We start from the raw sequence: 18,156 nt of genomic DNA, 5'->3' as shown, positions 1-18,156 counted from the left end.
AAGGCGAAACAGGTCTTCGTCTCCAAGCGGGGCCAGGGCACCGGGTACTCCGGCATCGAGAACCCGCTGTTCTTCAAGGACAACACACGAATGTTCTACGGCGATGCAAAAGGCTCGGTGGACAAACTGCTCGGGCTGATCGACTAGCCGGCGGGGGCCGAACGGGGAAAGGGCCGTCCCAGGGGGCGGCCCTTTTTGCATGGCCGCTTTTTCGCATGGACAGTGACCGGCGATCGAGAACCAAAGATATCCGGTGCCGAACGCAGCCGGGCCTAGTTTCGGTCCGTGTCCCTTGCCCGAAGCCATGTGCCGGGTGCCAATCCCTCCAATCCGTACGGCCCCACGCGCCAGCGCACCAGCCGCAGGGTGGGAAATCCGATATGCGCTGTCATGCGACGGACCTGCCGATTGCGCCCCTCGGTGATGGTGATCTCGATCCAGCGGTCCGGCACGGTCTTGCGGCAGCGCACCGGCGGATCCCGGTCCCAGATCGAGGGCGGGTCGATCAGCCGGGCCCTCGCCGGCCGCGTGCGGCCGTCCTTGAGCATGACACCCCGGCGCAACGGGTCGAGATCCGCCTCGGTCGGGGCGCCCTCGACCTGCACCATGTAGGTCTTGGGCATCTTCGACTTCGGATCGGCGATCCGGGCCTGCCGGCGGCCATCATCGGTCAGCAGCAACAGCCCCTCGCTGTCGCGGTCCAGACGCCCCGCCGGATAGATGCCGGGCGGCAGGCCGAACCCGGACAGGGTGGGGCGGGACGTGGGCGACTTCGTATCGGTGAACTGGCTGAGCACGCCCATCGGCTTGTTGAAAAGGATCAGCATGGACGGCGTGATAGCGGGTTGAAAGGGGGCTGTCTGCCCCTTCCGACGCGCCGTGACGGTCGTTCCATTCCTTCCCAAGGCTTTCTTGCCACCGATTGGCGGGCGGAAAACCGCGGGCCATATCAAGGCCTTCGCCTGCGCCGGGCCGCGGTATACGGTTGTATCCATCTAACATATTGTTCTTGAAGGAATTCCGGTCTTTCCCGCCGCGCGGTGCTGGCCTATGCTGCGGCCAGGCGACCGAGACCATGGACAGGACGAAGATGACCGGCATCCAGGAACACCCCTTGCGCTTCGCGGTGGCGAACGAGTTGCACGCGCGTCCCTTTCCGCAGGCCGAAGCGCCTTGCCGCGCGGCTTTCCTTGCGCTCAAGCCCGCGCGCAACGCGGCGCGGCGAGACCGGGACGCAGACCTCGACCATCTCAAGGCGCTACTGGATCGCTACGCCGCCCCGCATCCCGAGGAGGGGGCGACGCATTACTTCGGCAAGATCGGCAAGTATCATCTCAAGTGGGAAAGCCACACGGAGTTCGTCACCTACACGATCTTCGGCGACGGTTTGTCCGAGACCCCCTTCGAGGCCCGCACCTTCGCCGTCTTCCCCGAGGATTGGCTGGAAGCGGCGCCCGGGGTGCGGGTGACCTCGGCGCTGATCCGGGTCGAGGTTCAGGAGGGCGACGACGGCATCCGCGAGAAACTCGCCGATTGGTTCGTGCCCGAAAGCCTCGCGGTCAGCCGGGTTCTTGACGACGCCGCGGTGATCGGCGCGGATTTCCGGATCGACCCCGCCGGGCACATGCGCTTTGCCGTCTTTTCGCGGCCGCGCACCGGCGCGCGGCGTGTCGGTCGCGTGATCCAGCGCTTGTGCGAGATCGAGACCTACAAGGCCATGGCGATGATCGGTTTTTTCCGGTCAAAGGAACTGTCGGGCAAGCTGACGAGGCTGGACGAGCGGCTGAGTGCCCTCACGGGCGAGCTCAGCGGGGAGGGGCCGGGCGACACCGAAAGCACCCTGCGCCAGTTGTTGCAGGTTTCGGGCGAGCTGGAGGATCTGTCGACCGCCGCGTCGTTCCGGTTCGGGGCGACCGGCGCCTACGAGACCATTGTCAACCAGCGGCTGCAGGTCTTGCGCGAGACCCGCTTCAACGGGCGCCAGACCTTCGCGGAATTCATGATGCGCCGGTTCGATCCGGCAATGCGCACCGTGGCCTCGACAAGGGGCCGGCTGGAGGCCATGTCGGCGCGGGCGCTGCGGTCCTCGGACCTGCTGCGCACCCGGGTCGACGTGCAGCTGTCGCGCGAGAACAAGGTGCTGCTGGAGAGCATGGATCGGCGCGCCGACCTTCAACTGCGCCTGCAGAAGACGGTCGAGGGGCTGTCGGTGGTGGCGATCAGCTATTATGCCGTCAACCTTGTGCTGAACCTGACCGGGCCGCTGGGGCTTCAACTCGGGCTCGACAAGCCGCTTCAGGCCGCGGTCGTCACGCCGCCGGTACTGCTTGCCGTGTGGTTCCTCGTGAGCCGGATCCGGAAGAAGATGGAGTGACGAAACGCAGGCCGATCAGGCCCCCCGTCCCGATGGCGGCCAAGGCCAGGATGGCCGAGATGCCCAGCGTCGGGATGCCGGAAAGGCCCGCGCCGACCGTGCAGCCGCCCGCCAGCACGCCGCCCAGCCCCATCAAGGCGCCGCCGATGACGTAGCGGCCGGTCTGCGCGGGCGCGGTGAAGCTTTCCCAGCGAAACTCGCGAAAGGCCAGCGCGGCGATCAACGCGCCTGTCATCGTGCCGCCCACCAGGCCGACGCCGAAACCGGCCGGGATCGAACTGGAGGCGATGGCAAAGAACAGGCTGTCCGACCAGGTCGAGGTGAAGGCGAGGCTTTCCATCGCGATCGGGTCGAAATCATCGTAGAGTATCAGCCCCGTTCCGACCCAGCCCAGCGGCACCAGCGCGCCCAGCAGCGCCGCCCCCGAGAGCGACCAGCGCGACGCGCCCGAACGCAGGGCGAAGGCAAGAGCGGCAAGCGCGATCCCCCCGGCCCAGAGCAGCCCGGCACCGGGCAGGGCAGCAAGCGACGTCACCTCGCCCAGCGGGACGGTCACGCTGGCCAGCGTGCTGCGCAGCGGCGCCAGCACGCCCTTGAGCGTGGCGTGGGCCACCACTGCGAAGACCAGCAGGACCATCAGCGCGCGCAGGTTGCCCTGGCCCGTCAGAACGGTCAGCCGCGACGCGCAGCCGCGGGCCAGGACCATCCCGATCCCGAACAGCATCCCCCCCGCCGTGATGGCCAGCCAGGGCAGGTCTGCGGCATGGAAGCGGTGGCCCGAAAAGCCGACAAGCCCCTGTGCCACCGCCAGTTGCGTGCCCAGAACCGCGACCGCGAGGGCCATGAGCCAGACAGCGGCGGCGGGGCGGCGGTCGCCGGGGTCGCCGGCGATGGCGCGGCGCAGGCAGAAGCGCGTGCGTTGGGCCAGAAGCCCGAAGAGCAGGCCAAGCCCGAGGCCGAACCAGATGGCGGCCTGCGGGGCGGTAAGGGTCGTGAAACCGAGTTCGGCGAACATGTGGGACTCCGGGTTGGGCTGGAAGGTTCTCGTGCACATAGGCCCGGCGGTGACCGGGATCAAAGCGCGTCGGCGGAACGCCGGTTCCGGCGGGTTCGGCCGCGCCGGCCGCAGGTCCCGCCGCGGTGATATACGAAGAACATCCGCCCTGTCGGCATCGCGTGTCGGGGACGGCTGTCCTTTTCTTCATCCCGTATCCTGCAATCATGGGGGGATTGTCCCGCGCTACAGGCTCGGCAAAGATGCGGGCGACGCCGCGACAAGAGGTGCCCATGACCCCCTTTCCCATTTCCCTGGCCTGTCCCGTGGCGCATCCCGGCCCGCTGCCGGACCAGGCCGATGCCGTGGTGATTGGCGGCGGCGTGTCGGGGTCAGCACGGCGCTGTTCCTGCGGGCGCACGACGTGGCGATCCTACAGCTGTCGGTGCGGGCCACGATGGCAGCGGGATGTATCCCGGCCCGGCATTGTGACCTGACGGGGTGGCTTCGCCACGCTTGTGGGTCTCGTCGTCGCGGTGCTCCTCCTCGGGGGCAGGGGCTGTGCCCCTCTGCCTTAGGCATTCACCCCGCGGTATTTGCGACCCGAAGAAGCATGGGCTTGTCATCGGGGCGGGGTCGTATCAGGTTCGCCGGGACCAAAGGAGACACCCATGCCCGTGAAGAACCGATTTTCCGAGTTGCTGCCCGAGATCACCGCCTGGCGGCGGGACCTGCACGAAAACCCCGAGTTGATGTTCGACACCCATCGCACCGCCGGGATCGTCGCCGGGAAGCTGCGCGACTTCGGCTGTGACGAGGTGGTCGAAGGGGTGGGCCGCACCGGCGTGGTCGGCGTGCTCCGCGGCCGCGATACGGGATCCGGCAAGGTCGTGGGATTGCGCGCGGACATGGATGCCTTGCCCATAGAGGAGAAGACCGGGGCGGCGCATGCCTCGAAGAGCTTTGGCAAGATGCATGCCTGCGGCCATGACGGGCATACCGCGATGCTTCTGGGCGCGGCGCGCTACCTGGCCGAGACGCGCAATTTCGACGGCACCGCCGTCGTGATCTTCCAGCCCGCCGAAGAGGGCGGCGGCGGTGGCAAGGTCATGTGTGACGACGGGCTGATGACCCGCTGGGGCATCCAGGAAGTCTACGGGATGCACAACTGGCCGGGCCTGCCCGTGGGCCGCTTCGCGATCCGGGCGGGGGGATTTTTCGCAGCGACCGACGAATTCGACATCACCATCACCGGCAGGGGCGGTCATGCAGCCAAGCCCCATGACACAGTCGATCCTTCGGTGGTGGCCGCGCAAACGGTGCTGGCGTTGCAGACGATCGTGTCGCGCTCGGTCGATCCGGTGGAGCAGGCGGTGGTATCGGTCACCGCGATGGAGACTTCGAGCACGGCCTACAACGTCATCCCGCAGGAGGTGAACCTGCGCGGCACGGTGCGCACACTGGACCGCGCGGTGCGCAGCCTGACCGAAGAGCGGCTGGTCGCCATCGCCGAGGGCACCGCGCGGGTCTTCGGTGCGCGGGCGGAAGTGAAATATCACAAGGGGTATCCGGTGATGGTCAATTCAGAGGAGCAGACAGCGTTCGCCGCGGGGGTGGCGCGCACGGTCTCGGGACAGTGCGATGCGGCGCCACTGGTCATGGGGGGCGAGGATTTCGCCTACATGCTGGAGGAGCGTCCGGGCGCCTATATCCTGGTCGGCAACGGAGACACGGCGATGGTGCATCACCCGGAATACGATTTCAACGACGAGACCATTCCCGCCGGTTGCAGCTGGTTGGCGGAGATCGCGGAACAGCGGATGCCGGTGTCCTGATGTGGGAGGATCGTTACAGCGCCGAGGAGGATTACCTGTTCGGGCGGGCGCCCACGGCCTTCCTGATCGAGAATCCCTGGCTGTCGCAGGGGATGCAGAGTGCCCTTTGCGTGGCCGATGGCGAGGGGCGCAACTCGGTCTTGCTGGCCCGGCAGGGGCTGGATGTCGCGGCCTTCGACCTGTCGCCGACGGCAGTGGCCCGGGCCGAGGCGCTGGCGGCCGAGGCCGGTGTCCGGATCGATACGCGGGTCAGCGACTGGGCTGGCCATGACTGGGACCGGCAGGTCGACTTGGTGGTTGCCATCTTCGTGCAGTTCATGGGGCCGGAGCAACGTCCCGGCCAGTTCGCCGACATGGCCCGGGCGGTTCGGCCCGGCGGTCGGTTGGTGCTTCATGGTTATCGGCCTGAGCAGGTGGACTATGGGACCGGCGGGCCGCCCAACCGTGAGAACATGTATACCGAATCGCTGCTGCGCGATGCCTTTCCCGGCTGGCGGGTGGAACGGCTGGCAGGGTATGACCGCGACCTGGACGAGGGACGGCATGTGGGGCGGTCGGCCCTGATCGATTTCGTGGCGCGCAAGCCTGTGTAGAGGTGCCTTCGCCGCCCCGGCGAGAGGTGCCGTCACGGACACGACAAGGGAGGATGTGGCATGATCCGGCGGATGTTGATGATCGCACTCCTGTGCTCGGGTCCGCTGACGGCCTGCGTGGCCGCGCAGGAGGAGGGACGTTCGAGCGGCCCTGTGGCCGTCACGGATCGCCCGGCCGTTCCGACGGGCGACGCGCCTTATCACGCCGGGGGCAATGAACCCTTCTGGTCCGTCAAGGTGGTCCGGCGAGACCTCCTCTTGTCGCGTTTGAATTCCGAGAAGGTGGCGCTCACCGTAAGTGGCGTCGAGCGGTCCGAGGTGGGTGCGATCACCGTGACCGCGGGCGGCCGGCAAGTCCCCTCCGGGGTCAGACTGATCAGGCGGTCCGTGCTGTGCCACGACAGCATGACCGGCATGCCACACCCCGAGACGGTTCGGCTGATCCTCGGCGAGACCGTCCTGACGGGCTGTGGTGGCGATCCGCGCGATCTTCTTGCGGGCCCTGACTGGCAAGTCCACCAGATCAACGGGCAGGACATGATCGAGACGGCACAGATCAGTCTGACCTTTGACCCCGATGGCACCACGTCCGGCAATGGGTCCTGCAACAGGTTCCGGGGGCGCTATGACCTGACGGGCGAAGGGCTTTCCTTTGGTCGGATCGCCACCACGAGGATGGCCTGTCCCGCGGCGGCGATGAAGCGGGAAGGACGGGTCCTGGAGGCGCTGAAGGCGGTGACCCGGTTCGACATTGACGCAACCGGGGCGCTGCTGCTGCTGGACGGCGGCAAGGCCCGGATTGTTGCCCGGTCTGCTGACTGAGGCGGATCAACCGCCCGTATGGCTCATGTGGCGGCTGACCTGGCCGTCGACGCTCTGGCGGGAATAGTCGAAATCGTGACCCTTGGGTTTCAGGGCGATGGCCTTGCGGATGGCGTCTTCGAGCACCGCGTCGTCCGGGCTGGCCCGCAGGGGTGCGCGCAAGTCGGAGTGGCCTTCCTGGCCCAGGCAGGTGTAGATTTCCCCGGTGCAGGTGATGCGCACGCGGTTGCAGCTTTCGCAGAAATTGTGGGACAGTGGCGTGATGAAGCCGATCTTCTGTCCGGTTTCCTCCAGCCGGATATAGCGCGCGGGGCCGCCGGAGCGTTCGGCCAGGTCGTTGACGGTGAACTGCTCTTCCAGCCGGGCGCGCAAGTCCTTCAGCGACCAGTACTGACCCAGCCGGTCCTCGTTGCCGATGTCGCCCATTGGCATGACCTCGATGAAGGTCAGGTCCATGTCGCGGTCGGCGCAGAAAGCTTGCAGGTCGAACAGCTCGTCCTCGTTGAAGCCCTTGAGCGCAACGGCGTTCAGCTTGACGCGCAGGCCGGCCTCTTGCGCGGCATCGAGGCCCTTCAGGACCTGTGGCAGGCGGCCCCAGCGCGTCACCTCGGCGAATTTCGCTTCGTCCAACGTGTCGAGCGAGACATTCACCCGGCGCACGCCCGCGGCGTATAGGTCCTTCGCGAAGCGCGACAGCTGGCTGCCATTGGTGGTCAGCGTCAACTCCCTGAGCGCGCCGCTGTCCAGATGCCGGCCCATGGCGTTGAAGAAGGTCATGATATCGCGGCGCACCAGCGGCTCGCCCCCTGTGATGCGCAGCTTTTCCACGCCCAGACCGACGAAGGTGGAACACAGCCGATCCAGTTCCTCCAGCGTCAGAAGGTCCTTCTTTGGCAGGAAGGTCATGTTTTCCGACATGCAGTAGACGCAGCGGAAATCGCAACGGTCCGTCACCGAAACCCGCAGGTATCGGATGGCGCGTTCGAAGGGGTCGATCAGCGGTGCATTCATGGGATGAAACCTATGCTTCGGCGGGCGGGCGCGCAAGGTCATTTCCCACTGGACGGATAGCGACAGCAGGCCGTAGCCTCGGGCCATGAGAGTGATCCTTCTGGTGATGAACGCGGCCCTTCTTTCGGGGTGCGCGGAGGTCGAGCGACTGACCGGTGCACAGGCCGGGGCGGACCGTCAGCTTGCCCTGTCCCCGGCACCCGCTGGCATTCCTCGCCCGCCGGCCCGTCCCGGGGGGCTGGCGACCGGCGCAGCGGCCGCCCCGCCCACGGGCGCGCGCACGGTCGAGGACTTCGATACCACCGATGATGCCACCCGCAGCGCCGCCGTGGCCGGTGCTGCCGAGGCCGGGGCACGGCGGCTGGGTCGCACCGTCGGATCGCTTGGCCCGGCAGCGGAGCCTGGCATCTGGGTCAAGACCCCTCTTGTGGACCGCGTGACACAGGGCCGTGCGGACAATCCGGCGGCGGGCACCAGCATCGCGGTGGAACTGCGGCCCGCCGGGGGCGATCCCGGGGCGGGCAGCCAGGTCAGCCTGGCCGCCATGCGCCTGCTCGAGGCACCGCTGACCGGCTTGCCCGAGCTGGTCCTCTATAAAAACTGATGGCGCGCCCTGGTCTTTCAGAACTCCGGCAGGGACTCGCCTATGCCGACGAGAAGAATGCCAGCCTGATCTCGGCCGGGGTGGCCTTCTACGCGCTTTTCGCGATCTTTCCAGGCATCGCCGCCACGATCTCGCTCTTTGGGCTGCTGGCCGACCCCGAGGTTGTCGAGGGCCAGCTGGACCTGATGCGCGACTTCATCCCGCCGGGGGCCTTCACGCTGTTCGAGGCGCAGATCGACCGGCTGCTGGCGGCGGGCGGGCAGACGCTGGGCTGGACCACCGGCTTGTCCATCGGCGTGGCACTGTGGTCGGCGCGGGCCGGGGTGGCGGCGCTGATGCGCGGGCTCAATGCCATCTTCGGGCGGCCCAACCGGGGCGGGCTGGCCCATGTTCTGGTCGCGTTGATGCTGACCGCTGCGCTGGTCGGGATCGCGATCCTGGCACTGCTGCTGGTGGTGGTCACGCCGATCCTGCTGCAAATCCTGCCCTTCATCGGCGCCTGGGCCTGGGTCCTCGAGATCCTCCGTTGGACCGTGGCCATCACCGTAATGGTTCTCGGGCTGGGCCTGCTTTACCGCTACGGGCCCAACACGCGCGGCGAGCGGCTGGCCTGGTTCACGCCGGGGGCCGGGGTCGTGGTGGTTTGCTGGTTCGCCATGTCGGCGCTGTTTTCCAGCTACGTCTCCAATTTCTCGAACTACAACGAGGTCTACGGCTCGATCGGGGCGGTGATCGCGTTGTTGATGTGGTTCTACCTGTCGTCCTACCTGGTGTTGCTGGGCGCGGCGCTGAACATGGCGTTGCGGCTGTTCAGGGGCGCGGAGACCGCGTCAGGCTGACCCGGGCGCGCCAAGCCCCGTGCGATCCGCCCGGGTGCGGTGGTCCGTGGCCCGGGGCAAGACCTGGCGCAGGCACCGGGACGAGCGCGCAGTGGCAAACAGGGGCTTTGCGCCCGCTATGCCGTCTGGGGGTCGAACAGCTCGGCCTGGCCGTCACGCGCCCTCAGAAGGTCCGGTATCCTCTTCTTGAACTTGAAGAACCCGGCGGTTGCATGGGGCCATGCGCGACGGTCATGGGCGCGTAACAACTTGTGCGTGCGCCCCTCGGACAGGACCGGGGCCAGCGCCTCGGCAGCCGGCCCCTTGGGCGGGTGGGGCGTAACGATGGCTTCGACGCCCGCGGCCCAGTCGGTCACGGCCTCGGACGTCGCCAGTCGCGTGACGGGGCCGATGCGCGCTTCCAGGTCCTGAACGGCCCCGGCGGCGAAGCTCAGCACCCGCGGGCTGACATGCAGCGGGCTGCGCAGGGCTGTGGCATCGAAAACTGCCACTTCGGCCGGGTCGACCCGGTCCAGCAACCAGTCAGGTGTCAAGTCATCCTCGGTCAGCAGCACGCCAACGCGGCCCCGTGGTGGCGCATCGCCCGCGGGGGCGTCCATGCGCTGTGGATGGGGCGGCCCGTCAAGGGCCGGTGCCTCTTGCGCCAGTCCTTCGGGGCGGAACCGCCCGCGCGTGTATCTCGCGATATTGTCGGGCCGGGCAAGGTAGGTCTTGCCGGGTGTCTGCAATCCGGCCACCCAGCGCCAGCCCAACGTGTTCGAGGCCGGATCGCCGTCCAGCAGGTGCCGCAGGAAAAAATCCGCCCCCAGCTCCCAAGGCAGACGCAGGGTGAAGACCCAGATCGAGGCCACCCACATGCGGGCATGGTTGTGCAGGTAGCCGGTTTCAGCCAGCTGCCGTGACCAGTGGTCGAAGGCGTCGATGCCAGTCTCCCCCGCGCAGGCGGCTTCCCAGTCCCGGCGCAGCCCGGTTTCGGTCTGCACGCGGTTCAGCGCGGCCTGCAGCCCGGCGCGGTATTGCGCCCAGACCGAGGGGCGCATTTCCAGCCATCCCTTCCAATAGGTCCGCCAATAGACCTCCTGTATGAATTTCTCGGCTGCCGCGGGCGTGTGGCGGGCCAGCACGGCGTCGAGCACTTCGGGCTCGCTCACCAGGCGGTGGCGCAGGTAGGGTGACAGGCCCGAGACGTTGTCCATCTCGTCGAAGTTGCGGCCTGTGGCATATGCGCGCCCGGCTCCGGGCACGAAGTCATGCAGCCGGTCGAGGCCAGCCCGTCTTGTTGGCGTGAATTCCATTCACCGGATGGTAGGCGCCGGGCGCCCCGCTTCAAGTCGCGGGGCCGGGCGCCGGCGGCGTGCGACCGCTGGCCCTTGAAGCCCCCCTGCCGCGCTACTAAGACTCTTGCAAGTAAATCAGTTCAAACGACGCCCGCGTCCAAAGCTCCGAGGCAGACACCCATGCAAGACCCCGTCGAGACCTACATGAACCTCGTTCCCATGGTCGTGGAACAGACCAGCCGTGGCGAACGAGCCTACGACATCTTCTCGCGACTGCTGAAAGAGCGGATCATCTTCGTCAACGGCCCCGTCCATGACGGCATGAGCCAGCTTGTGGTCGCCCAGCTCCTGCACCTTGAGGCGGAGAACCCGAAAAAAGAGATCAGCATGTATATCAACAGCCCCGGCGGCGTGGTGACCTCCGGGCTGTCGATCTACGACACGATGCAGTATATCCGGCCCGCCGTCTCGACGCTGGTTGTGGGGCAGGCGGCCTCGATGGGGTCGCTGCTGCTCACCGCGGGCGAAGCCGGGATGCGCTTCTCGCTGCCCAACAGCCGTATCATGGTGCATCAGCCCTCGGGCGGATACCAGGGCCAGGCGTCGGACATCATGATCCACGCCGAAGAGACGATGAAGCTCAAGAAACGGCTCAACGAGATTTACGTCAAGCACACCGGCCAGACCCTCAAGAAGGTCGAGGCCGCGCTGGATCGCGACAACTTCATGAACGCCCAAGAGAGCAAGGACTGGGGCCTGATCGATGACATCGTCGAAAACCGGATCAAGCCGGGCGATGGCGATGGCGACGGCTGACGTGAACGGCCGGACCTGCCTTGGCCCGGCCCTCAATTCGGCATTGTGAACACTTCCACGCTGTCCTACCCTCACAAGGACGGGACAGCCCGGAACCACTCAAAACGGCCTTGGGCCAGGGAAAGACGACATGGCGGACACGTCCGGCGGAGACAGCAAGAACACCCTCTACTGCAGCTTCTGCGGCAAGAGCCAGCACGAGGTGCGCAAACTGATCGCGGGGCCGACCGTGTTCATCTGCGACGAGTGTGTCGAGCTGTGCATGGATATCATCCGCGAGGAGACGAAATCCTCGGCGCTGAAATCCTCGGAAGGGGTGCCCACCCCGCATGAGATCAGCGGTGTCCTGGATGATTACGTCATCGGGCAGGCGATCGCCAAGCGCGTGCTGTCGGTGGCGGTGCACAACCACTACAAGCGCCTCAACCACGCCGACAAGACGGACATCGAGCTCAACAAGTCCAACATCCTGCTGATCGGCCCCACCGGCTGCGGCAAGACGTTGCTGGCACAAACGCTGGCACGCATTCTTGATGTGCCCTTCACCATGGCCGATGCCACCACCCTGACCGAGGCGGGCTACGTGGGCGAGGACGTCGAGAACATCATCCTGAAACTGCTGCAGTCAAGCGAATACAACGTCGAGCGCGCGCAGCGCGGCATCGTCTACATAGACGAGGTAGACAAGATCACCCGCAAGTCGGACAATCCCAGCATCACCCGAGACGTCTCGGGCGAAGGGGTGCAGCAGGCCCTGCTCAAGATCATGGAGGGCACCGTGGCCTCGGTGCCGCCACAGGGCGGGCGCAAGCATCCGCAGCAGGAATTCCTGCAGGTGGACACCACGAATATCCTGTTCATCTGCGGCGGCGCTTTCGCGGGGCTCGACAAGATCATCAGCCAGCGCGGCAGGGGAAGTGCCATGGGCTTTGGCGCCGATGTGCGCGACGAGGCCGACAAGGGCATCGGCGAAGTGCTGCACGATCTCGAACCCGAGGACCTGCTCAAGTTCGGTCTTATCCCGGAATTCGTGGGCCGGTTGCCGGTGATCGCCACCCTGGAAGACCTGGACGAGGACGCGCTGATCACCATCCTGACAGAGCCCAAGAACGCCCTGGTCAAGCAGTACCAGCGCCTGTTCGAACTGGAGGACGCTCAGCTGACCTTCACCGACGACGCCCTGCGGGCCATTGCCAAGCGCGCCATCGCCCGCAAGACCGGTGCACGGGGCCTGCGGTCGATCATGGAGGACATCCTGCTGGACACCATGTTCGACCTGCCCGGCATGGATACCGTGACCGAGGTCGTGGTCAACGAGGAGTCGGTCGGCCCCGACGCGGCACCGCTGATGATCCACGACGACGCGCGAAAGGAAAACGTCAGCGCAGGCTGATCCGGGGCCGGTGCGGCACATCGGGCCGGTCGTGGCCCGATGGTCAACATTCCGGGCCATCAGTGCGGCGGCATTTGCCCGGTCACAGCCGGCGAGACCCCGATACCTGTCGGCCGTCAGACCCGGGAAATGAAATCGAGGGCCGAGGTCACGGTCCGCCCGGCCGGGTGAAATCCCGCCGGCGGGGCACGCGGGCACTGGACTGTGCTGCGCCAATTCGGCATACCCGGCCCAACAGTCAGGAGAGCACAATGGGCGTCCTCAACATCATCAAGCGCATCTTCGTCTGGTGGGATGGTCAGACGCTGGGCACGCAGCTTTTCACCTGGCGCCGCGGTGAGCGGGTCGGCGAGGACGAGCAGGGCAACATCTATTACCGCAATGCCGATGATTCCAAGCGCTGGGTCATCTATGACGGCGAGGTCGAGGGTAGCCGCGTCGCCCCCGACTGGCACGGCTGGCTGCACCGCACCTGGGACGAGACACCCGGCGACAAGCCGCTGGCCCACAAGGACTGGGAACAGCCGCACATGCCCAACCTGACGGGCACGCCGCAGGCCTATGCGCCCAAGGGCTCGATCCGCCGGTCCGAACCCATGCCGCGGTCGGACTACGAGGCCTGGACGCCGGAGTAACCGGAATGCGTGAATCCGTCACAGAGGTGATTGTCGGTGCGCTCGTGCTGGCCGTGGCCGGGGGGTTCCTTTGGTATTTCACCCAGGCCACCGGCACCGGGGGGCGCCCGGCCAGCTATGACCTGGCCGCGAATTTCCGCTCTGCCGAGGGCGTCTCGGTGGGCACGGATATACGCCTTGCCGGGGTGTCGGTCGGGGCGGTCACGGCACTGTCGCTGAACCCCGAGACCTACCGCGCCGAGGCCGAGTTGAGCATCGACAAGGGCATTGAAATTCCCGACGACAGTTCCGCCGTCGTCGCCTCCGAAGGTCTGCTGGGCGGCACCTTTGTCGAGATTCTGCCGGGCGGCTCCTTCACCTACCTCGAAGACGGCCAGCTCTTCCAGAGCACCCAGGGCGCCGTGAGTGTTATCCAGCTTCTGAACAAATTCGTTTCGGGCGGGGACTCGGAATGATACGCGCCCTTGCCCTCGCCGCCGCCCTGGTGGCCGGGGCCGCGGTCGCGCAGGACGGGCGCGAACTGCCAGGGCTGGACCTGGGCGATCCCGATCTCTTCGAAATCGAGCCGATGCTGCCCGTCCCGGACGACCTTGGCCCAGGACCCGCTGGCACCGCCCGGGGGACGACGACCGAATCCGACCTTGCGCCCGCGGCCGTGACGGCCCCCGGCGGCACGATCCGCGTGCTCGACAAGATTACCGGAGAGGTCCGCGACCTGACGCTGGACAATGGCGCCTCGACGCAGGTCGGGAACCTGTCGGTGCGGCTCGGTGAGTGCCGCTTTCCCAGCGGCAACCCCTCGGGGGATGCTTATGTTCTGCTCACGATCCACTACAACAATGCGCCCGAGCCGATCTTTCGCGGATGGATGATCGCCAGCGCCCCGGCGCTGAACGCTCTGGATCACCAGCGCTACGACGTCTGGGCGTTGCGTTGCACCACTTCCTGACCCCGGCGGGGCGCCGGTGTCCCGTGATCGAAGCGGGCGCGGGTTTCCAATGCCGTGGCCAGCTTCTGGCGATACGCCGCGCGCGGGATTTCCAGACCGCCGAGGCGGCGCAGGTGCGGCGTGATGAACTGCGTGTCGAACAGGGTGAAGCCACCCGCCCGCAGCCGGTCAACGAGATAGGCCAGCGCGACCTTCGAGGCATCCGTGCGGCGCGAGAACATGCTCTCGCCGAAAAAGGCGCCGCCGATGGCCACCCCGAAGACCCCGCCAACCAGCGCGCCCGTTTCATCGTGGACCTCGCAGGAGTGGGCATGGCCGCGCGCGGCCAGTTCGGCATAGAGCCCCCGCAGTGTTGCGTTGATCCAGGTTTCGTCCCGGTCGGCGCAGCCTGCCACCACGCCCGCGAAGTCGGTGTCGAATGTCACCGAGAAGATGCCCCGCCGCAGCGTCCGTGCCAACGACCGCGAGATGTGGAAGCCATCCAGTGGCAACACCCCGCGTTGGCGCGGATCGACCCAGAACAGGTCGGGGTCGTCCTCGTGTTCGGCCATGGGAAAGACGCCGCTGGCATAGGCGGCCAAGAGGGTATCCGCAGAGAGTCCTTGCCGCATCACTCAGGCAACTGTTTTGTCACGCTATCTTGTTCCGTTCGATCATATCGGCAAACCTGACCGCACCACAAGGAGACCGGCGCAATGGGATTCTTCGACTTCGTGTCCGACCTCGATGCCTATGTGGACAGCCCCAAGGCGGCCCTGCGGCTCAACAAGCGGCGCGCGGTCCTGGTCGCGCCACACGCGGAGGAGATCGCGGGCGCCCGTGTGCTGGACCTTGGCGCCCATGACGGGCGCTGGGCCTATGCCTTTGCCGGGGCGGGCGCGGCGCATGTGGTCGGCATCGAGGGCCGGGCCGAGACCGCGTCGGGGCTGGCCAACTACCCTGACCCCGACCTGCGCGCGCGCATCGAGATGCGCATAGGCGACATTCACGAGGAGATCGACAAGGCCGTTGCGGCGGGCGAGCGCTATGATGTGGTCGCGGTCTTCGGCGTCCTTTATCACTTGATGGATCACCTGCGCCTGTTCACCGGTCTGCGCCGGCTGGGGCCGAAGCTGATCCTCGTGGACGGCGAATTCCTGCAACGCCCGGGCGCCGTCATTCAGCTGTCGCGCGAACGCACGGACAAGCCGCTGAACGCCTTGCCCCAGGTCGAGGGACAGAGCGAGGCGGTCAAGGGCGTCCTGAGTTTCCGCGCCATGGAGGTCATGGCCGACTGCCTTGCCTTCGACCTTGCCTGGTCTGACTGGGATGCGATCGAGGATCGCAGCGGGGTACCGGACTATTTCCGCAAGAAAGGCGCGCGGCGCGGCACCTGCGTGCTGCGCCCGCGTGGCACCTAGGCCAACAGGTTGTTTTCCAGCCAGTGTTCCAGCCAGTGGATGTTGTAGTCTCCGGTCTGCACGGCCTCTTCGGCCAACAGGGCGTGGAAAAGTGGCACCGTGGTATCGACACCATCCACGATCAACTCGCCCAGGGCGCGGGCCAGGCGGGCCAGTGCCTCGGGCCGGTCGCGCCCGTGCACGATCAGCTTGCCGATCAGGCTGTCGTAATAGGGCGGGATCGAATAGCCGTCATAGAGTGCGCTGTCCATGCGGACCCCAAGCCCGCCGGGCTGGTGGAACTGGGTGATCCGGCCCGGGCAGGGCGCGAAATTCGGCAGTCTTTCGGCGTTGATGCGCACCTCGATGGCGTGACCGTCGATCTCCAGCTCGTCCTGGCTGAAGGACAGCGGCAGGCCCGCGGCCACCCGGATCTGTTCGCGCACCAGGTCCTGGCGGAAGATCGCCTCGGTTACGGGATGTTCGACCTGTAGGCGGGTGTTCATCTCGATGAAGAAGAATTCGCCGTTCTCGTAAAGGAACTCGATCGTGCCCGCGCCGATATAGTTGATCCGTGCCACGGCGTCGGCACAGATCTTGCCGATGCGGGCGCGCTCCTCGGCGCTGATCGAGGGGCCCGGGGCCTCTTCAAAGACCTTCTGGTGGCGGCGTTGCAGGGAACAGTCGCGTTCGCCCAGGTGCACCGCATTGCCCTTGCCGTCGCCGAAGACCTGGACCTCGATGTGGCGCGGCGTGGTCAGGTATTTCTCGATGTAGACATCGGCATTGCCGAAGTTCGACTTGCCCTCGGCCCGGGCCGTCTGGAAGGCGCTCTTCATGTCCTCGGCGCTCTGCGCGACCTTCATGCCGCGTCCGCCGCCACCCGCGGTGGCCTTGACGATGACCGGATAACCGATCTCCTCGCCGAGGCGCTGCGCGTCCTCCAGGCTGTCAACGCCCCCCTCGGAGCCGGGCACGCAGGGAACCCCGAGCGCCTTCATCGTGTCCTTGGCGGTGATCTTGTCGCCCATCACCCGGATATGTTCCGCGGTGGGGCCGATGAAGGTCAGGTCGTGATCCTCGACGATCTGCACGAATTGCGCGTTTTCCGACAGGAAACCATAGCCGGGGTGGATCGCCTGGGCGCCGGTGACCTCGGCCGCCGAGATGATGGCGGGGTAGTTCAGGTAGCTTTGCGGGCTGGGCGCGGGGCCGATGCAGACGCTCTCGTCGGCCATGCGCACATGCATGGCGTCCGCGTCCGCGGTAGAGTGGACCGCAACGCTGGCGATGCCCATTTCGCGGCAGGCGCGGATGACCCGCAGCGCGATCTCGCCACGGTTGGCGATCAGGATCTTGTCGAACATCCGCGGCCCCTCACTCGACCACGACGAGCGGGGTGCCGAATTCGACCGGGTCCCCGTCGGTGACAAGGATCCGCGTGACGGTGCCCGATGCCGGGGCAGGAATGTGGTTCATGGTCTTCATGGCTTCGACGATCAGAAGGGTGTCGCCCTCGCTGACGGTGCTGCCGATCGCGACGAAGGCCGGCGACCCGGGTTCGGGTTGAAGATATGCGGTGCCCACCATGGGCGAGGTCACGGCGCCGGGGTGGTTGGCCGGATCGGTGTCGACGCCGGCTGCCTCGGCGGCCGGGGCGGGGGCCGGTGCGGCGGCGGGGGCCGGGCCGGTCGGGGCAGCCGGGCTCACCGCGACCTGCTGGGTGGGGGCAGGCTGGGCAGGGGCCTGGCGGCTGACCCGCACGTTCAGGCTGTCGTTCTCGCCGTAGTCGCGCTTGACCTGAAGTTCTGTAAGGTCATTCTCGCGCAGGAGTTCCGCCAGTGCCTGAATGAAGCTAACATCGGACTCGTGCTGCGTGATCTTGGTCATTGTTTCCTCAGCCGGTTGCCTGTCACCTTGGTCTCGGGGGACATCCCGTCACACCCGACCGTCCCGCACATACACCATGGCACGGGCGGTGGAAAGCGGGGCCGCGGAATTTGGCGCTGCCACTGGCGCTAGCGCCCGGGGCCCATGCCCTCGGCACGCTCTGGCAGCATGGTGATCCCGTAGGGCTTGAGCCTGCGTTCGGCCCCGGTCGTGGGCGTGCCTGGTCCTGGGGCCGTGTCGGCTGTTGCCGTGCGCAGCGCGGCCTGGCCTACCAGGGCCTGCTGGGTCGGGGTCGGCGGGACGGGCAGGGGGGTGTCCGGTGTCGCGTCGCGGGCCAGTGCCGCAGCGTCAGCAGTCGGGCGTGTGTCGGGCTCCACCTGAGGTGCAGGTGCAAAACCGGGAAGCGCGGTGATCTCCATCTCGGACTCCAGTCACGACGCCCCCACCGTTCTAGTATGCCAGATTCGCGTGCCGGAATCCCTGAATAGCCGCATCCAGTGGGCCGAATACAACATGGCATTTTATGAAAAAGCCAGGGGCCGCCCTCCGGGGCGCCCCCTGTCCTGCCGACCGGACCGTCCGGAGCGGATCGTGCCGATCAGCAGTTCATTCTGTTTTTGATGAGGTTATCGACGACGGAGGGGTCTGCGAGTGTTGAGGTATCTCCGAGGCTTTCGTAGTCGTTTTCGGCGATTTTTCTCAGGATGCGCCGCATGATTTTTCCGGATCGTGTCTTTGGCAGGCC

The 18,156-nt window shown here is 66.7% G+C and carries 21 protein-coding genes; 13 read left to right on the top strand and 8 right to left on the bottom strand.

Annotated features, from left to right (window positions below; translation table 11 throughout):
• The coding region (locus VJ897_RS01330; RefSeq protein ID WP_324052521.1) for an NAD(P)(+) transhydrogenase (Re/Si-specific) subunit beta at positions 1-147 on the top strand (147 nt) is incomplete at its 5' end.
• Positions 148-272: 125 nt separating this feature from the next.
• Here VJ897_RS01330 and VJ897_RS01325 read toward each other — a convergent pair.
• Positions 273-827 (bottom strand): pseudouridine synthase, encoded by a 555-nt coding sequence (locus tag VJ897_RS01325; protein WP_324052515.1) that lies wholly within the window; start codon positions 825-827, stop codon positions 273-275.
• A gap of 263 nt (positions 828-1,090) precedes the next feature.
• Between VJ897_RS01325 and VJ897_RS01320 the strand changes: the two genes are divergently transcribed.
• The gene (locus VJ897_RS01320) at positions 1,091-2,374 is read left to right on the top strand and encodes a DUF3422 family protein (protein WP_324052519.1); all 1,284 of its coding nucleotides are present in this window, start codon (positions 1,091-1,093) and stop codon (positions 2,372-2,374) included.
• On the opposite strand, the gene VJ897_RS01315 is transcribed toward VJ897_RS01320, so the two are convergent.
• Positions 2,310-3,389 (bottom strand): YeeE/YedE family protein, encoded by a 1,080-nt coding sequence (locus VJ897_RS01315; protein WP_324052513.1) that lies wholly within the window; start codon positions 3,387-3,389, stop codon positions 2,310-2,312. The two genes, VJ897_RS01320 and VJ897_RS01315, sit on opposite strands and share 65 nt — an antisense overlap.
• 650 nt (positions 3,390-4,039) lie before the next feature.
• On the opposite strand from VJ897_RS01315, the gene VJ897_RS01310 reads away from it, so the two are divergent.
• Genes VJ897_RS01310 through VJ897_RS01300 form a run of 3 tightly spaced genes read left to right on the top strand, consistent with a single transcriptional unit; the run spans position 4,040 to position 6,618 of the window.
• On the top strand, positions 4,040-5,203 hold the full coding sequence (locus VJ897_RS01310) for a M20 aminoacylase family protein (protein WP_324052511.1): 1,164 nt from the start codon (positions 4,040-4,042) through the stop codon (positions 5,201-5,203).
• Positions 5,203-5,796 (top strand): SAM-dependent methyltransferase, encoded by a 594-nt coding sequence (locus VJ897_RS01305; RefSeq protein WP_324052510.1) that lies wholly within the window; start codon positions 5,203-5,205, stop codon positions 5,794-5,796. The genes VJ897_RS01310 and VJ897_RS01305 overlap by 1 nt, the downstream gene beginning before the upstream one ends.
• Positions 5,797-5,856: 60 nt before the next feature.
• A complete protein-coding gene (locus tag VJ897_RS01300; protein WP_324052508.1) occupies positions 5,857-6,618 on the top strand; it encodes an META domain-containing protein in 762 nt (253 codons plus the stop codon).
• Positions 6,619-6,624: 6 nt separating this feature from the next.
• Here VJ897_RS01300 and moaA read toward each other — a convergent pair whose 3' ends face one another.
• Positions 6,625-7,629, bottom strand: a complete 1,005-nt coding sequence (gene moaA, locus VJ897_RS01295) for a GTP 3',8-cyclase MoaA (RefSeq protein ID WP_324052517.1) — start codon at positions 7,627-7,629, stop codon at positions 6,625-6,627.
• Positions 7,630-7,714: 85 nt separating this feature from the next.
• Between moaA and VJ897_RS01290 the strand changes: the two genes are divergently transcribed.
• Together VJ897_RS01290 and VJ897_RS01285 are read left to right on the top strand one after the other, a co-directional pair.
• A complete protein-coding gene (locus tag VJ897_RS01290) occupies positions 7,715-8,233 on the top strand; it encodes a hypothetical protein (RefSeq protein WP_324052506.1) in 519 nt (172 codons plus the stop codon).
• A complete protein-coding gene (locus tag VJ897_RS01285; protein ID WP_324052504.1) occupies positions 8,233-9,072 on the top strand; it encodes a YihY/virulence factor BrkB family protein in 840 nt (279 codons plus the stop codon). Before VJ897_RS01290 ends, VJ897_RS01285 begins: the two co-directional genes overlap by 1 nt.
• 116 nt (positions 9,073-9,188) lie before the next feature.
• On the opposite strand, the gene VJ897_RS01280 is transcribed toward VJ897_RS01285, so the two are convergent.
• The gene (locus VJ897_RS01280; protein ID WP_324052502.1) at positions 9,189-10,367 is read right to left on the bottom strand and encodes an FAD-binding domain-containing protein; all 1,179 of its coding nucleotides are present in this window, start codon (positions 10,365-10,367) and stop codon (positions 9,189-9,191) included.
• Between the two features lie 162 nt (positions 10,368-10,529).
• Here VJ897_RS01280 and VJ897_RS01275 point away from each other — a divergent pair, with 162 nt between their 5' ends.
• From VJ897_RS01275 to VJ897_RS01255, 5 genes are all read left to right on the top strand, one after another.
• Positions 10,530-11,165: an ATP-dependent Clp protease proteolytic subunit gene (locus VJ897_RS01275; RefSeq protein ID WP_324052501.1), complete on the top strand. Its 636-nt coding sequence runs from the start codon at positions 10,530-10,532 to the stop codon at positions 11,163-11,165.
• Positions 11,166-11,295: 130 nt separating this feature from the next.
• Positions 11,296-12,558 carry an ATP-dependent Clp protease ATP-binding subunit ClpX gene (gene clpX, locus VJ897_RS01270; protein ID WP_324052499.1) on the top strand — a complete coding sequence of 421 codons (1,263 nt, stop codon included), beginning with the start codon at positions 11,296-11,298 and terminating at the stop codon, positions 12,556-12,558.
• A 251-nt stretch (positions 12,559-12,809) separates the two neighbouring features.
• Entirely contained in the window at positions 12,810-13,193 is a 384-nt protein-coding gene (locus tag VJ897_RS01265; protein WP_324052497.1) for an NADH:ubiquinone oxidoreductase subunit NDUFA12, read from the top strand.
• Positions 13,194-13,198: 5 nt separating this feature from the next.
• Complete coding sequence (mlaD, locus tag VJ897_RS01260) at positions 13,199-13,648, top strand: outer membrane lipid asymmetry maintenance protein MlaD (protein ID WP_324052495.1); 450 nt, start codon at positions 13,199-13,201, stop codon at positions 13,646-13,648.
• Positions 13,645-14,142 carry a DUF2155 domain-containing protein gene (locus VJ897_RS01255; protein WP_324052493.1) on the top strand — a complete coding sequence of 166 codons (498 nt, stop codon included), beginning with the start codon at positions 13,645-13,647 and terminating at the stop codon, positions 14,140-14,142. The genes mlaD and VJ897_RS01255 overlap by 4 nt, the downstream gene beginning before the upstream one ends.
• Here the strand turns inward: VJ897_RS01255 and aat are convergent.
• A complete protein-coding gene (gene aat / locus VJ897_RS01250; RefSeq protein ID WP_324052491.1) occupies positions 14,106-14,753 on the bottom strand; it encodes a leucyl/phenylalanyl-tRNA--protein transferase in 648 nt (215 codons plus the stop codon). The two genes, VJ897_RS01255 and aat, sit on opposite strands and share 37 nt — an antisense overlap.
• A gap of 84 nt (positions 14,754-14,837) precedes the next feature.
• Here aat and VJ897_RS01245 point away from each other — a divergent pair, with 84 nt between their 5' ends.
• The gene (locus VJ897_RS01245; protein ID WP_324052489.1) at positions 14,838-15,542 is read left to right on the top strand and encodes a methyltransferase domain-containing protein; all 705 of its coding nucleotides are present in this window, start codon (positions 14,838-14,840) and stop codon (positions 15,540-15,542) included.
• Here VJ897_RS01245 and accC read toward each other — a convergent pair.
• From accC to VJ897_RS01230, 3 genes are all read right to left on the bottom strand, one after another.
• Positions 15,539-16,888, bottom strand: a complete 1,350-nt coding sequence (gene accC / locus VJ897_RS01240) for an acetyl-CoA carboxylase biotin carboxylase subunit (protein WP_324052488.1) — start codon at positions 16,886-16,888, stop codon at positions 15,539-15,541. The two genes, VJ897_RS01245 and accC, sit on opposite strands and share 4 nt — an antisense overlap.
• Before the next feature lie 10 nt (positions 16,889-16,898).
• Entirely contained in the window at positions 16,899-17,411 is a 513-nt protein-coding gene (gene accB / locus VJ897_RS01235; RefSeq protein ID WP_324052487.1) for an acetyl-CoA carboxylase biotin carboxyl carrier protein, read from the bottom strand.
• 128 nt (positions 17,412-17,539) lie between these two features.
• Positions 17,540-17,830 carry a hypothetical protein gene (locus tag VJ897_RS01230; protein ID WP_324052485.1) on the bottom strand — a complete coding sequence of 97 codons (291 nt, stop codon included), beginning with the start codon at positions 17,828-17,830 and terminating at the stop codon, positions 17,540-17,542.
• Between the last annotated feature and the right edge of the window lie 326 nt (positions 17,831-18,156).

It is taken from the genome of Salibaculum sp., from assembly GCF_035270045.1.
In the GTDB taxonomy this organism is placed as follows: domain Bacteria; phylum Pseudomonadota; class Alphaproteobacteria; order Rhodobacterales; family Rhodobacteraceae; genus Salibaculum.
Note: the sequence above shows the minus strand (reverse complement) of the source record. Positions and strands in the feature narration are given on the sequence as shown.